Below are 14,723 nucleotides of genomic sequence, written 5' to 3' on the forward strand. Positions count from 1 at the left end.
TCCTTGTTTGAAACATTGCCATGAATACGCTTACCGCACGAATCCGCCGCTCGTTTTCCGCACTCACTTTGTCGCAGCTCGCCATGATCGGCGCCGCGATGGCCGTTGCGGTTGCCTCGCGTTTGTTACCTCATCCGCCGAACTTCACTCCCATGGCGGCCATCGGTTTGTTCGCCGGTGCGGTTTGCCTGCGTCCGGCTGTTGCCGCATCCGCGATCGTCGGTGCGATGTTGATCAGCGATGCGTTTCTTGGCTTTCACTCGTTGATGCCAGTCGTCTACGGCTGCTTGCTCGTTAACTTGGCGATCGGTTCACGATTCGTTCGTGGTGCCAACGGTCTTGATTTTGGTGCCGCGTCGTGCGGCCGGATGATCGCGGGCAGCTTGATCGGCAGCGTGCTGTTTTTCTTGGCTACGAACTTTGCCCACTTCGTCGCTTTCTACCCACCGACGTTCAGCGGATTGGTGGCCTGCTACACCGCAGCGATCCCGTTCTTCCAGTTCACGGTCGCTGGCGACTTGGTTTACGCCGGTGTGCTTTTCGGCTCGTTTGCCTTGGTGTCGATGAAGTCCGGTGCATTCGCCGGTGCCGGTCGCTTCGTCGCTCAATCCGCAAGCACTCGCTAGTCAACCGTGAGAAGATGTCCACGGGTGGAGATCACCCGTGGTATGAAACAAAGACAGCCGCGTTCGGGTGAACGTGGCTGTTTCGAGAGATTGCGGCTGTACGCGTCTTGGCGTGTTGATTCGATCGTGATTCGAGAATCAGCGATCCATTTTGATCAATCGACAGCCCGTATTGTTACGCGGCCGCTTCGGTGCCACTGAGCATGGCGTTTGACAACGTCGTGTAGGTCAGCAACCAAGCTTCTTTGACGTCTTCGGTGAAGCCTTCACCGAGTCCTTGGCCGAGCGTCCAGATCAACGCTTCTCCGACGGTCGCATAGCTCGATTCGGGCACGTTGTATTGTGCCGCGTGTTTTTGGCCTAAGGCTTGAACGGTCGGCAGGATCGTTTCGAGTCGGTCCAGCGAAGCGACAGCTAGCGAGATCGTCGCCATCAGCTTCTTACCTTGCTCGCTCATGTCGCCTTTGAAGAGCGACTTCAGGCTAGGGTCGAGTGTGAACAGGCGACCGTAAAACAGCTCGGCGGCTTGTTCCGAAATCGGTTTGACTTGTTCCCAACTCTCTTTGACGAGGGTGACTTGTTCGGGGGTCATCGTGATGGTTCTCTTTGAATAAGGATAAGGATTACGAAATATGAAATGGCGTCGAATGGAGGGCGTCCATGCCCGTAGAGCATTCCTCCGTGTTGCCAATGTGAACTCTCGTTAGCGTATGGCGTTTTTGTTTGAGGGGCCTGACGCTATTTGATCGGAACCCGGACGATGACGCCGCCCATGACGTCGTCTTTCGCGAACTCGGGGTAGTGGTCTTCTCGGTTGCCGTGGTCGTTGTGGCAACTCCAGCACGCTTCGGCGACCGCTTTGTCGGCGTACGCGGCGACGAAGAATTTGTCACCGCCGAGTGTCTCCTCGCCGTAAAAGTTTTCGTCTGGATTCTCAGCGAGAAAATCGAGTGCTTTGGTTTCGAATTCGCTTTTCGGGCCGTTCTGTTCGTTGAGTGGCCATTTGCTCTTCAACGCATACGTAAAGCCGGCTTCCGGGTTTTCGAAGACCAATTCCGAGCCCATGCGAAACATTTGCGCCGGTAGCGGGATCGTGTGATCTTCGTCTTCCCAGTATTCACTCGGTGTCACGGGGGCGTCTTGTTTTTTCAGACGAGTGACCACCTTTGACGCGTAGACCGTACGGTCCGCCATCATGACGGCGTGCACCGCGTCGGTGAATTTCTTGTAAGGAATGCCGGGTTCAATGGGTTCCGGGGGCGTCGACGATGCGGTCGCGCCTCCGCCACAACCGGTGGAGGAAACTGCCAGCAGGCACAGCAGGGCGAGAAGAGACAGTGAGAGACTGGTTTGATATTTCATGATAAAATCCAAGGACTTGTGTTGTGAATTGGGTTTATGGCGAGTCGGGATTGCCGCGAGGGCCGTGGGTGGCAATGAGTGCCGAACGTGACGGTGTTGTTAGATCATTTCTTTTTCAGTCGAGCCTCCTTTTTGCGTTGTTTTTCCTCGAACCTCGCTCTTGCGAGGTCGACACTTTCGATGTGGATGGAGGGGGCTGTCGCGAAGCATTCCTTGACGAGTTGGGAGTCCGCCAGGGCGTCGATTGAAAATGCGAGGCCGTGGCAATTCATGCAGACTTCGCGAATCATTTTTTCGTTGGGGCGGAGGTTGTCGTTTTGGTTGTGTTGGACAAATCGATCGCCGCCTTCGTCTTCGATTCTCGGCATGTGACAGGTGGCGCAAGTCACGCCGCTACCGCGAGGTGCCTCGCCTGCGAGTTCTTTGATCCATGCGTCGTGATGGCTGGTGCCAAGGAACGATTGACTGTGTTCGTCGTTGTGACAGGACAGGCACGCCTCCACGGACGCGTATTCGGTATCGAAGCGATGCCCGGAGTGGCATGCATTGCAATCGAGTGTTCGGTGGGCGGCATCGGTATGCATCGCGATTCGTGACTCACCCGGCGTCATCGCGGGGAGGTCTTGCGCCAAACGCATGCCGTGATGGCCTTGCAAAAACGTCTCGGCTTCGTTTTGGTGACATTCGCCGCAGGTAGCGAGTGCCACCGATTGGCTCCAACGTGGTTCGTTGTTTTTGTCGGATTTGGGAGCGTCTTTGTCTTTGATCGAATGGCAGTCGCCGCAATTCACGCCGGCAGCGGCATGTGCGGTTGACGCCCAGTCGTCGAGAATCGTTTCGTCGGTGGGCCAATCTTCGGGGGCGTCGGCGTTGCTCTTTGTCAGCCGTTTGGATTCCGGAGGCGTCGGTGTCGATCGGGTCAGTCGGACCATCTCGTCGAGGAAATCGGGTTCGTCGGCGTGCTTGTTCAGGAAGTTCTCATAGAGTGCCCGGTTGTCGTGGTAGTTGTGGCAACCGGCCGTTGCACAGGAGTCGAAAGCAAAGTTTGCGTGGCTGGGGCGAGTCGTCAGCGTTTCCTGATGGCAGTGGTAGCAGTAGTCAGACGGCATCGTTAACCCCATCGGCAGCGTTTGCTCGTCGACGTGTTCCCGGTGACAACTCAGGCAGTTTTGAGCGTCGAGGATTGATAACAACTCCGCGTTCGTCGGATCGTTGAACTTGCTCGATGGGTGCGTGTCGTTGGCACGTCGGAGTTCTTCGGCATGGCAATCCAGACACGCGTCTTCGCGAATTCCGCTGCCCTCGGTATGACAGACGTCGCACCGCATCTCGATCTGGTAATGTCCGTGAGACGTCTTCCCCGGCATCAACATCGTCTTGGTGAGCGCACCGGGAGCCATCGCCGAGTACGCGACGAATCCGATCACGATCACGTTGACGCCGATCAACGACATCCACAGCCGATTCGCTCCTTGCATTTCAATACCAATAGACGCTGAAAATATGTCCGGCCAACAGAGCCGGCATGGGGACAAATAGTGCGATGTGGACCCACGTCAATTTGGGACGCCAGGCGCGAATCAACATGGCCGATTCGCCCGACAGCTTGGACTCGAGCGACGATGCGATGCCCGCGAGTCCGCCGACCAAACACAACGACAGGAACGTCAAGCTCAAGGCGAAATTGAGATTGCTGCCCATGCGGACGCCGGTGTGAACCACCAACCCCGCCAACATCGCCGTGCCCAGGACCGCGTGCGCGGCCCGCCATAATCCGTAGTTTCCGAGACGGAACCACCGTGTTCGTTTGCGAAGCGAAAACGTGATCGCCGCCAACATGATGAACAACAATGTGAACCCGGTGACTTGTTTGATGAAACCGTCTCGCCACAGGGCGTCGATCTCACGCCAGCTGTCTTGCACGCTGGTGGCAAACGGGATTGGTGGCAGAACCACAATTAACCCCGCGAGCAAAACGGCAATCAGCGAGGTGATCAAGACGGCGATGCCCCCTCGAGCATTGCTCTTTTCAGGACCGGCACCGACCAATTCACAGAGCAGTGATTTGCAGGTTCCGCAGGCGGTTGCCGCGCCTGTCGCGGTCGAGAGCGCGGGGAGGCTGGTGTGACCGGCTGCGATCGCGACGCCGAGTTGTCCGCGTGTGACGCCCATGCATGAGCAGACGGTGGCGTGGGCCGGCCACTGATGAATCGACAGCCCCGCACCGCCGGCAAAGGGAGTCCCGGTCTTGACGAATCGTGTTCGCTGGGTCGGCCACAGACGTTGATGGCGAGAAACGGCCATCCGAATCAGGTTGGCGTCTTCCCATTGTCCGACCGATGCGGCCCCAACCAGCCGACCCTGCTCGAGGATCAGTTTGCGGTAGCCGGTGTCGCTGCCGTGTGTGATCACGACGCCCGAGGTCGATTCGCCGATCGCTTTTCCGAGCGTGATAACGGGGACACCCAGTAATTTCAACTCAACGGCTTCTTCGTTGTCGACGAATTCAACCGATTCGCCCGAAAGTCGAGCGGCCAAGACGTCCGCCATGCGATAGCACGGAGCCACCAAGCCATGAATATGACCGTCGATCGATGCGCATTCACCGATGGCGAACACGTTCGGGTCGCTCGTTTCGAGCCGTCGGTTGACTGCGATCCCACCCCGCGGTCCGATCGACAGACCGGAGGCGCGGGCGAGTTCGTCACGCGGTCGAATGCCCGCGGCGACGAGCACGATATCGACCGATAGCGGATCCGCGTTCTCAAACTCGAGGGTCAGTTTTTCGTTGTCCGATGTGATGCGTCTGGTCCGTCGTGTGACATGGACGTCCACGCCCAACGCTTGCACTTTTTCGCGAAGGACTTTGGCCGCCTGTGCATCGAGTTGACGCGGCATCAGCCCAGGTGCGACTTCGAGAATCGTTGTCGATAGCCCGAGATCTTTGATCACCTTGGCCGCTTCGAGTCCCAACAACCCGCCGCCGATCACCGCGGAAGTGGTGGCGTTTTGCGTTGTGACGTAGTTCCGGATCGCTTCCAAATCATCAATCGTGCGATACACAAACACGCCCGGGCAGTCGGCACCTTCGATCGGCGGAACCCACGGATAGGATCCCGTTGCCAACACGAGTCGGTCGTAAGGTTCGACGTTTCCCGCGTGGTCGTGAAGTTCTCGACGCTCGGTATCGATGTGGGTGATGCGGTGACCGGTTCGCAGGTCGATATCGTTTTGCGCGTACCAATCCCTGGGGGCGAGCAGCAGATCCGATTCGGTGCGACCGGTCAGGAGTGATGAGAGATTGACGCGGTCGTATGCCGGTCGGGGTTCTTCGCCAAAAACGGAAATCGAAAATCGAGATCGCTCACTCGATTCGATGATCCGTCGGCAAAAACCGTAGGCAGCCATTCCGCCCCCCACGACCACCAGACGTTCGGTCGATGTCCTATCGACGATGGATCCAGCGGTTGGGTGTGGGGCACCGTGCATGGGCAAGCTAAAAGCGTGGCCGCGTCATCAGCCGAGTCAACGCGGACACTCAGTTCGGATCATTTTCGATGGGCTGAGTTGTTGTTTCACGCGGGTTGCACACTTCATTCCAAAAATCAACACATAATGGTGTAGAGAAAATTTGTGTGGAAGATGACCCGGTAAGGGTCGGCTATTTAGCAAACGTTCCCGTTTGTGGCGTTGATGAAAGCACTGAAGAGGGTGCTAATCTTGCACGTCAAACAGGCCACAGAGGGGTGACGCCGAAATCAGAGGCAGGGGGATGCCTGTGGCGCAAGCAGAGTGTGCACACCTTTTAAGCTGAACAAACAGTGGGTGTGCGGATTGAGCGCGATGGCATCAAACGCGTTCGAGAATGAAACAAGATACGTTGCAATCGCGACTCGTCGAACCAACCCGCTCGATCGGAGGGAACTGTCGATCCGGTTGTGAGGAGAGCGCGGACATCGTCGACGGACGGCTTGTCCGTGATGGACAGCATTGTCGAATACGCCGTTGCTAAGCAGGTATGCGAGAATCATCTGGCGAAACTGCNNACCGATCACGATCAGCGGAATTGTCGCTATACCGAATCACCTCTATGTACCTGCTTATTGCATGGCAAAAGCGGTTCAACAGTGAGGTTGGGATTCGAGTGAACGGTATGGCCGGCTGTTCCGATCCCATTCACGCGTCGGGGTCTGATCTCGTCAGGCGGTTGACGCCTCTCGCGATCGGACGCTTACCACTCGAGATACGAGATGTTGGACGCGTACGAGGAATTGGCCTGGATCTTGGCGATCGCCTCTTCCATCGCGTAGTAGGTGCTGAGCAGTCTTTCCCGCTGAGCATCCAAACGAACGTTCATCGATTCGACACGTTCGTTGTTCCGTTGGAGCTGCGTGTTGAGCGTCTCTGTTTTGTTGATCAACATGCCGGTGGTGGTTCCCGCATAACGATCGGCGAGAGCACTGAGTTGGCCAACCATGCCGACGTTTTCGTCATCGTCGTTGGTACGGTTAAAAAATTCCTCAACAGCGTCGGCGTTGGTGTTGAGGGCATTCTTCAGCTTGGTTTCGTCCACAGTCATTTGACCGTTTTCGTCGAGCCGAATTCCGATCTGCGAAAGCGATTTGATTTCGCCTGCCCCGGAAAGCGTGCTCGTCAGCAGTCGCGCGTAGCCGGTCTGAATCCGCAGCGTTTCGGTTGATCCGAAGAGCAGTCCGACCTCTTGATTGTCGGCGTCGTAGAACGTGACGTCATCGATCAAGTCGACGAGTTTATTGAATTGTTCGGCGAACCGATTGATCGCCGTCACCGCTTTGCTGGGATCATCGGTGACGTTGACATAGATCGGTTTGTCGGAGACTTCCTTGACCGTGAGGTCGAGTCCGGAGATCGAATCTTCGAACACGCCGTCGCTGGAATTCAGGAAACGCGTGTTGCCGCCTTCGGATGAGATCGCAATCACCGCGTCTTGCCCTTTCGATGCCGTGCGGAAATTAAAATCGAGGTCCGTGTTGATCCCGATCCGGCCCGCCTCACCGCCTTTGTTGGCGCGGATTTGCAACGAGTAAGTGCCGTCGTCGTTGACGATCACGGAGGCATCGCCATAGCGGCCGGACTCATTGATCTTTTCGACGATCGTATCGAGCGTGTCTTCGGCGGTGATCTTGATCGTGGTCGCGTCAGTGCCGACGAGTGAATTGGCTTCGGCGGTTCCGGCGATTCCGAGCTTCGCGGCGACTTCGCCACTGCCAATGTCGCTGATGGTGAGCGAGCCACTGCCGCCGGAGTTGTCATTGATCACGATGCCGTCGCCGGCTTCGTTGAGTGCCGCGGTGACGTCGATGTCGAGACCATTGATCTTGTCGATCAGGTCGCCGAGCGTTTCGATTTCGTCGACCGCAATGTTGATCGCACTGGCGTCACCGGCTGCGTTTGTGATCGTGAAGCTGCCGGTGCCGACGCCACGTCCCTGGTTGAGTTCGGTGAGTTTGGTTTCGAGCGTGACGGTTTGCAGATTGAGGTCGGTACCTTCGATGACGGTCTCGTCCGTCGTTCCTTCGATGCCGAGATTGGCGGCCGTGTCATCGGAACTGCTGACGGTGAACGAGGCTTCGCCGCCCGACACGTCTCGCAACCGGATGCCGTTACCCGCGTCGTTGATTCGTGCGATCAGATCCAGGCCGCTGGCGTTGATCGCGTCAATAACTTCGGCGAGCGAACCGGCGGAGGAGACATCGATGTTAGCTGAGGTTCCGTCAGCGAGTTCGATATCGAAATTCGTGAGTGTGCCGAGTCCGGAACCGCCCCCGAGCTGACTCAGCGCGGCGCCGCGGAGTGACGTCGTTCCCTCGGGCAGATCGATCGTTTTGCCGTCCGCGGTGGAGGAGGCTTCGTCGATCCCCCATAACCCGAGGTCGGCGGCTGTTTCGGCGTTGCCGAGTTGTTCGACCTTCAAATTGGAATCAGTCTTGCCTGTGAGGTCGATCAGGCGGATCTTACCTTCACTCGTCGTGGCTTGGATATCGACGCCCGCATCATTAATCGCTTGCAACACGTCGTCGATCGTGCGAGCGGCGGTTAGGTCGACTTCGGCACTGGTGCCCGAGCGGTCTGTGACGCGGATTTTGCCAGCTTGGACGCCGAGGCCATCGTTGAGCGTCGAGAGCAAGACTTTGTCGTCGACGAATCCGCTGGGCTGGATCGTGATCGACCCCGTCAGCCCGAGGGCTTCGTCTTGGGCACTGAAACGCTGGGCCGATTGGACGTTGTGTGTCGATGCGGTTTGCAGCGTCCGGATGGTATGGTCGCCCGCGACGGCTGTCTCGTTAGGGGTGACGGATAACGCCGCGGTGTTGGACGACGTAGCTTTTTTGCTGCGAAATAGCGATGAGGAGCCTAACGCGTCACCAGCCAGCTGGACGCCGATCACTGTCGCGGTCAACGAAGCGATCTGTTGCTGTTGCCCTTGGAGTTCCTGGGCTTTGCTGAGCAACCGATCTCGGGGCTGGGCACTGATGGCCATCAACTGATCGACGGTTCCAACAATGTCGGTGCCGGTGACGAGTCCGATGGATGATTGAATGCGGCCCATGAATCGGGAATCAGATAGAAGCGGAAGGGGACGTGAACGATTATTTCGTTAAACGCAACCAGGTAGACATCACCTGTATCGGCAGTTTTGGCGACTGCGCACGGCTCAGTCCAGAAATCTGGTAATGAAACTTAGGAGCGCCCGTTCACTTCGGGAGGTCCGCGCAGCAAAAAAGCCGCCTCAGGGTAGCGGCCCCAAGACGACTTTGAGAGTTATGCGGCTTGGTAGCATGATGTGCCACCCGAATAGGTGGTTCTTGATGCCGTGACCGCGTTTATCGTGTTTTCCCCGGGTACCGGGCTTACCAGGGGCCTCGAACGTAATAAATACCGTACTGATCCGTGTGGCTGGGCCAAACCGGCGTCGGCAGGAACTGGCCTGGAGCAGCCGCACCAGGGCTCGAAGCGTTACGCCCGAACTGATGGTGGACCGGATACATCAGATTTTGGCTGACTCCCCACGAGTATGTCTGCCGCATGCTAACCGTGGGGGGCACGATCAGGGCCGTCGGTTGGCCGTAGGGGGCATAGTAGTAATTGCCGTGCCACGGGCGCGTTTGGGCATAATTGAGGTTCCAAACGTGCGTCATCCCGTAAATATCGCTCGCTTCAGCGGTCGACGTCATCGACGACGACGAGCAGGCTGCCGCGATGACGGCGAGGCAAAGGAGTGTTTTTCGGATCATGGCATTGTTTCCCCATCGTTCGGGGATTCCCAGTGTTTCGGGGGACGAGGAGGGCGGGACCGCGTGCTAGCGGGGGATCCGCAGCACGTTCCAGTAAAAGTTGCTTACAGCCGTTTTGACCGGTGGATAGGAATACGAGACTCGCGTCCGATTCATCCCCCGACCCCCGTCATAATAGTTGTGAAATCGGTCGGTGTGCTTGTAAAGCATTTCGTGCGGGTAGAACGGTTGGTACGTCAGGAACGTATGACCAACGTTGGGCGGCACTGGCACCGGGGAAACGTACATTTGAGCGTTCGCCGAATTGGCCGGGCCCTGCGTGTAAAAGTTGTAAAACAGGTCCGGTTGACCGTATTCGCGGTTCTGGACCGCTCCCGTCCCGCCGCTTACCACGGCACCCTCGTACGATTCACCGACCACGACGTCGCTGACGACTTCGGAACTGACGATGCGTTCACCGCCATGGCCGCCAAAAGCCTGGGCCGAAGTAGCCGCCGCCAAGAGGGATGCGGACGCCGCCAGGGCGATCGCGATGTTTTTGTAGCGTCGCGTGCGGGTTGAGGCCGTCGCCACGGCTCGATTAATTGTTCGCTTCATGTGCGCGTTCCTTCCTTGAACGACGACCGATAGATGTTTCCTAAGAAGGGTTTCGGCCGTTGCGATGGAAAAGAATCAACCTACACGCGGGTCCCGCGATGATCGCCACTTTAGGGGCATTCGGTACTTCCGTAGCATCTTCCTTCATCGTTAGGGTTTCGCTACCAAGCAAAAGGTCGCTATAACCCCTGAACTTCGCATTTTTCTCGACAACCAACACGATAGGGACCACCAAGCGTGGCAAAACGGCGTTCTACCTCTTCGTCATCTCGCACCGGATCCAAAAACAGCAAGTCAAAACGCGGTGCGCCCGATGAATCTCTGTTCCGTGAGATCGAAAACATCCCGCTGCGGATGGCCGCCCAAGACCGGTATCTGAACTATTCGCTCTCGGTGATCACCTCCCGAGCCCTGCCTGACGTTCGCGACGGATTGAAACCGGTCCAGCGTCGAATCCTCTACACGATGTTCCAGCAGCGTCTCGATTCGACGGCCAAGCACCGCAAGTGTGCCAAGGTTGTCGGCGACGTGATGGGTAATTATCACCCGCACGGCGACAGCTCGATTTACGAAGCACTCGTGCGGATGAGCCAGCCGTTCTCGCTGCGGATGCCGATGATCGACGGTAGCGGTAACTTCGGTAGCATCGACGGCGACAACGCCGCTGCGATGCGGTACACCGAATGCCGCATGATGCCAATCGCATCGGAAGTTCTCGCCGATTTGTCCACCCGGACCGTCGCGTTCAAGCCGAGCTATGACGGCACCCGCGAAGAGCCGGTCGTTTTGCCGTCGCGAGTTCCCAACATGTTGGTCAACGGCGCGACCGGAATCGCCGTCGGGATGGCTACCAATATTCCGCCACATAACCTAAAGGAAGTCTGCAACGCACTCCTGAAATTGTTGCGTGACCCCGAGATTAAGGATTACCAACTCGTCGCCGGCGATGCGATCCAGGGGCCGGACTTTCCCACCGGTGGAATGATCGTCAACACCAAGGATGAACTGCGTGAAATCTACGCCACCGGTACCGGCACGATCAAGCTGCGTGGTGTTGGTGAGGTCGCCGAGTCGAGCAAGACGGGCGATGTCCTGCGGATCACCGAGATCCCGTTTGGTGTGAACAAGGCCGCGATGGTCGAGCGGATCACCGAGTTGGTTTACAACAACAAACTGCCGCTCGTTGAAGAGGTACGTGACTTATCGAGCGAAGATATCCGTGTCGATTTGCTGCTCAAGAAAAACGCGGATCCGGAAAAGGTTCTCGCCTATCTCTACAAACACACCCCGCTGCAAACGAATTTCAACGTCAACCTGACGTGTTTGACGCCCACGGAAAACCCTGAAGTCGGTTCGCCCCGACGGCTCTCGCTCAAAGAGATCCTGTGGTACTTCCTCAAATTCCGTTTTGATGTTCTGACCGCGCGGCTGACCAACGAGCTGAACTCATTGCTCCGGCGGATTCACATCCTTGACGGATTCGCACTGATTTTTGATGCCCTCGACGCGATCATCAAAATTATCCGATCGAGCGAAGGCAAAGCCGACGCGGCGGCCAAGATCATGAAGCGATTCCCCGCGGAGAAAGGTGGTCTCGACGCCGAGCAAACCGATGCGATTTTGGAATTGAAACTGTATCGCCTCGCTCGATTGGAAATTAATCTAATCCTTGATGAACTGAAGGCGAAACGAAAACGGGTCAAAGAGATCGAGAAACTGCTCGCCGACGATCACGAAGATTTTGCCTCGTCGGGGCGTTGGAACATCATCCGCGATGAACTTACGCAGCTCGTCTCGCAATACGGCAGCGATGCGTGGTCTCGCCGGCGAAGCAAGATCGTCGTCCCGAAAGAGGAAGTCGAATACACCGAAGAAGACTTCATCGTCGCCGAGAATTGTCATGTCCTGATCACCGTCGATGGTTGGGTCAAACGTCAAAAATTGATCGCTGACCCGTCCAAGAGCCGTTTGCGGCAGGGTGATAAGATTCTCGCCTGCGTTGCCGGAAACACCCGCGAGACGATCGCGTTCTTCAGTTCACTCGGCGTGTGTTACACTGCTCGGATGCAAGACCTGCCGGCGTCAACCGGTTTCGGTGAACCGATTCAAAAACTGTTTAAGTTCAAAGACGGTGAACGTGTCGTCGCGGTGATGTCGATGGACCCGCGTGTCATCGGCAATATTTCCGAAGATCCCAAAGGCGTCTACTATCCCGAAACGCACGGCTTGGCCGTCTCGAGCGACGGTTACTCGTTGCGGTTCGGCTTGCAAGGATTCGTCGAGCCTTCCACACGTGCCGGTCGTCGGTATGCTCGCGTCAAAACGGGCGCGTCAATCGTCGATGTTGTGCCGGTACACGGAACCGAAACCGTGCTCGCGGTTTCAGCTGACGCCCGTGCCATGGTTTGTCCCGTCGATGAGATCAATTACTTGTCGGGTGCGGGGAAAGGCGTGTTGTTGATGAAGCTCGCCGCGAGTGACCGGTTGCTCGGGTTCAAACCGTCGACGGGCGATCGTGACTTATTGACGGTTGTGACCAACCGTGGTGCCAAGAAGACGATCTCAACGGCTAAGTACCGCACCACATCTCGGGGAGGACGCGGGATCGAATTACAGAAGAACGGCAAGATCGCGGAGATCGTTGAATCCCCCATCGAACCGCCGAGGAACTTTGAGGAGTAGGTCACCTGACCGCTCCGGCAGTTCGCCGATTCGACTCTCAGCAAGAATTTCGCCCCACCCGAATTTGCATTTTCGCTAACTATCATCCGCTATGTCCATCGCCACCAAGCCAAGCAGCCAATACAACGCCAAAGATATCGTCGCGCTCGAGGGTCTCGATCCGGTTCGTAAACGACCGGGGATGTATATCGGCGGCGTTAACTCGGCGGGGTTGCATCACCTGATCTGGGAAATCGTTGACAACTCTGTTGACGAGGCGATGAACGGGTACGCGTCTGAAATCACCGTGACGCTGCACAAGGACGGACAGACGGTTTCCGTCAGCGATAATGGCCGTGGCATTCCGGTCGATAAACATCCCAAGACGAAAAAGCCTGCCCTCGAAATGGTGCTCACCGTTTTGCACGCCGGCGGCAAATTCGAAGGTGCCAACTACAAAACGTCCGGTGGTCTGCACGGCGTCGGTGCGTCGGTCGTCAACGCTCTCAGCAAAGAACTCGTCGCCGTGGTGAAACGCGACGGTGCACAGTACCGGATGACGTTTGAACGCGGGGTCGCGACCTCCAGACTGCAAAAACTTAAAGGGGCGGTCCGCGGAACGGGGACAACCATCACGTTTAAACCCGATCCGACGATCTTTCCAAAAACAACGTTCAACAGCGAAACGATTGTCGCGCGACTCGAGACCGCTTCGTTTTTGCACCGTGGCGTGAAGGTTACCTACATCGACGAAGTCGCTGGCACCAAGGTCACGTACCTGCATGAAAACGGAATCGTCGACTACCTCGCCAAAGTCATTAAAGAACGTGGAGCACGAACGATTCACGACACGCCGTTCACATACCGCATCGATGACACGGAACGGTTGGAAGTGTCATTGCAGTGGACTGAGTCGACCGACGAGCATGTGCGTTCCTACGTCAACGGGATCCCCACGGCGAGCGGTGGTTCTCACGAAAACGGTTTCCGCGGTGGCCTCGTGAAAGCGGTTCGTAATTACATCGACACGCACGACCTGACGCCCCGCGGCGTGAAAATCACTCACGAAGATATCCGCGAAGGTTTGATCGCGATCGTGTCGCTGTTCATTGCCGAACCGCAATTCCAAGGTCAAACCAAAGACCGACTCAACAACCCCGAAGCTCACGGCGTTGTCGAGTCGAATGTTCGGGGGGCGATGGAACAGTGGCTCAATAACAATCCCAGTATCGCCGATGGCATCATCGCTCGCGTCATCGCGGCGGCCCGGGCACGCGCCGCATCACGTGCGGCGAGCGAAGCGGTTTCGCGGAAAGGCGGATCCAAACGTGTCATGTTGCCCAGCAAACTGGGTGACTGCGTTTCCGGCGGCAAGGGACGATCGGAGTTGTTCATCGTCGAAGGTGACTCAGCCGGTGGTAGTGCCAAGCAGGGGCGTGACCGTAACTATCAAGCGATCCTGCCGCTGCGTGGAAAAGTACTTAATACGGAATCCGCGACGCTGAAGAAGATTTTGGAGAACAAAGAGATCCAGGACATGATCGCGACGCTCGGATGCGGGCTCGGTGCGAATCTGAACCTCGGTGACCTACGCTACGACCGCATCATCCTGCTCGCCGATGCGGACTCCGACGGTCACCACATCACCACGTTGTTGCTGACGTTCTTCTATCGGCACATGCCCGCGTTGATTGCCGACGGAAGATTGTTTATCGCGGTGCCGCCGCTGTACCGCGTCGATATCGGCAAAGAAACCTATTGGGCCGCCGATGAACCCGCCCGCGAACAGATCGTTGCCGAACATGGTGGCCGCGCCGAACCCAAAATCACCCGATTCAAAGGGCTTGGTGAGATGGACCCGAAAGTGTTGTGGAACACAACGCTCGACCCGAGTAAACGACGGTTGCTCAAAGTGGAAATCGACGACCACATCGAAACCGACCGAGCGATCAGCGACCTGATGGGTCGCGACGCGTCCGCCCGGTTCCGATTCATCATGGAACGTGCCGAAGACGCCAGCGAAATCGACGTCTAAGCACGTAGGCAGCACTCAATCCAACTCCCAACTCTCCCCGGCCCGAAACGGGCCGGCCCTCCCAAGGGGAGGGTGAATTCATGGTTTCCCTCGACTGCATCCAAACAGACCACCCCAATAACCACCCCAAGCCTCATCACCCTCCCTCGGGGCATTGGTATCTACACA

General features: G+C 57.1%; 10 protein-coding genes. 3 read left to right on the forward strand and 7 right to left on the reverse strand.

Features of this window, described 5'->3' with window-relative positions; all coding sequences use genetic code 11:
- The first annotated feature begins 20 nt into the window (after positions 1–20).
- A complete protein-coding gene (locus NB063_RS02890; RefSeq protein WP_250927238.1) occupies positions 21–626 on the forward strand; it encodes a DUF6580 family putative transport protein in 606 nt (201 codons plus the stop codon).
- A 175-nt stretch (positions 627–801) separates the two neighbouring features.
- Here NB063_RS02890 and NB063_RS02895 read toward each other — a convergent pair whose 3' ends face one another.
- The 7 genes from NB063_RS02895 to NB063_RS02925 form a co-directional block, all read right to left on the reverse strand.
- On the reverse strand, positions 802–1,218 hold the full coding sequence (locus NB063_RS02895; RefSeq protein WP_250927239.1) for a globin family protein: 417 nt from the start codon (positions 1,216–1,218) through the stop codon (positions 802–804).
- Positions 1,219–1,364: 146 nt separating this feature from the next.
- Positions 1,365–1,988, reverse strand: coding sequence for a Tll0287-like domain-containing protein (locus NB063_RS02900; protein WP_250927240.1), 624 nt, complete (start codon positions 1,986–1,988; stop codon positions 1,365–1,367).
- A 104-nt stretch (positions 1,989–2,092) separates the two neighbouring features.
- On the reverse strand, positions 2,093–3,466 hold the full coding sequence (locus NB063_RS02905) for an ammonia-forming cytochrome c nitrite reductase subunit c552 (RefSeq protein ID WP_250927241.1): 1,374 nt from the start codon (positions 3,464–3,466) through the stop codon (positions 2,093–2,095).
- Between the two features lies 1 nt (position 3,467).
- Entirely contained in the window at positions 3,468–5,477 is a 2,010-nt protein-coding gene (locus tag NB063_RS02910; protein ID WP_261367188.1) for an FAD-dependent oxidoreductase, read from the reverse strand.
- Between the two features lie 742 nt (positions 5,478–6,219).
- Positions 6,220–8,577 carry a flagellar filament capping protein FliD gene (gene fliD / locus NB063_RS02915; RefSeq protein WP_250927243.1) on the reverse strand — a complete coding sequence of 786 codons (2,358 nt, stop codon included), beginning with the start codon at positions 8,575–8,577 and terminating at the stop codon, positions 6,220–6,222.
- 301 nt (positions 8,578–8,878) lie between these two features.
- Positions 8,879–9,262, reverse strand: a complete 384-nt coding sequence (locus NB063_RS02920; protein WP_250927244.1) for a hypothetical protein — start codon at positions 9,260–9,262, stop codon at positions 8,879–8,881.
- 66 nt (positions 9,263–9,328) lie between these two features.
- Complete coding sequence (locus NB063_RS02925) at positions 9,329–9,859, reverse strand: hypothetical protein (RefSeq protein ID WP_250927245.1); 531 nt, start codon at positions 9,857–9,859, stop codon at positions 9,329–9,331.
- Positions 9,860–10,096: 237 nt separating this feature from the next.
- On the opposite strand from NB063_RS02925, the gene NB063_RS02930 reads away from it, so the two are divergent.
- On the forward strand, positions 10,097–12,541 hold the full coding sequence (locus NB063_RS02930; RefSeq protein WP_250927246.1) for a DNA gyrase/topoisomerase IV subunit A: 2,445 nt from the start codon (positions 10,097–10,099) through the stop codon (positions 12,539–12,541).
- A 91-nt stretch (positions 12,542–12,632) separates the two neighbouring features.
- Entirely contained in the window at positions 12,633–14,555 is a 1,923-nt protein-coding gene (locus NB063_RS02935) for a DNA gyrase/topoisomerase IV subunit B (protein ID WP_250927247.1), read from the forward strand.
- Positions 14,556–14,723 lie beyond the last annotated feature (168 nt).

It is taken from the genome of Aporhodopirellula aestuarii (genome assembly GCF_023701485.1).
Taxonomy (GTDB): Bacteria; Planctomycetota; Planctomycetia; order Pirellulales; family Pirellulaceae; genus Rhodopirellula; species Rhodopirellula aestuarii.

Bases quoted from the DNA above. Each gene is read 5' to 3' on its own strand.
- NB063_RS02890 (WP_250927238.1), top strand. From the start codon at position 21: ATGAATACGCTTACCGCACGAATCCGCCGCTCGTTTTCCGCACTCACT.
- NB063_RS02895 (WP_250927239.1), bottom strand. From the start codon at position 1,218: ATGACCCCCGAACAAGTCACCCTCGTCAAAGAGAGTTGGGAACAAGTC.
- NB063_RS02900 (WP_250927240.1), bottom strand. From the start codon at position 1,988: ATGAAATATCAAACCAGTCTCTCACTGTCTCTTCTCGCCCTGCTGTGC.
- NB063_RS02905 (WP_250927241.1), bottom strand. From the start codon at position 3,466: ATGCAAGGAGCGAATCGGCTGTGGATGTCGTTGATCGGCGTCAACGTG.
- NB063_RS02910 (WP_261367188.1), bottom strand. From the start codon at position 5,477: ATGCACGGTGCCCCACACCCAACCGCTGGATCCATCGTCGATAGGACA.
- fliD (WP_250927243.1), bottom strand. From the start codon at position 8,577: ATGGGCCGCATTCAATCATCCATCGGACTCGTCACCGGCACCGACATT.
- NB063_RS02920 (WP_250927244.1), bottom strand. From the start codon at position 9,262: ATGATCCGAAAAACACTCCTTTGCCTCGCCGTCATCGCGGCAGCCTGC.
- NB063_RS02925 (WP_250927245.1), bottom strand. From the start codon at position 9,859: ATGAAGCGAACAATTAATCGAGCCGTGGCGACGGCCTCAACCCGCACG.
- NB063_RS02935 (WP_250927247.1), top strand. From the start codon at position 12,633: ATGTCCATCGCCACCAAGCCAAGCAGCCAATACAACGCCAAAGATATC.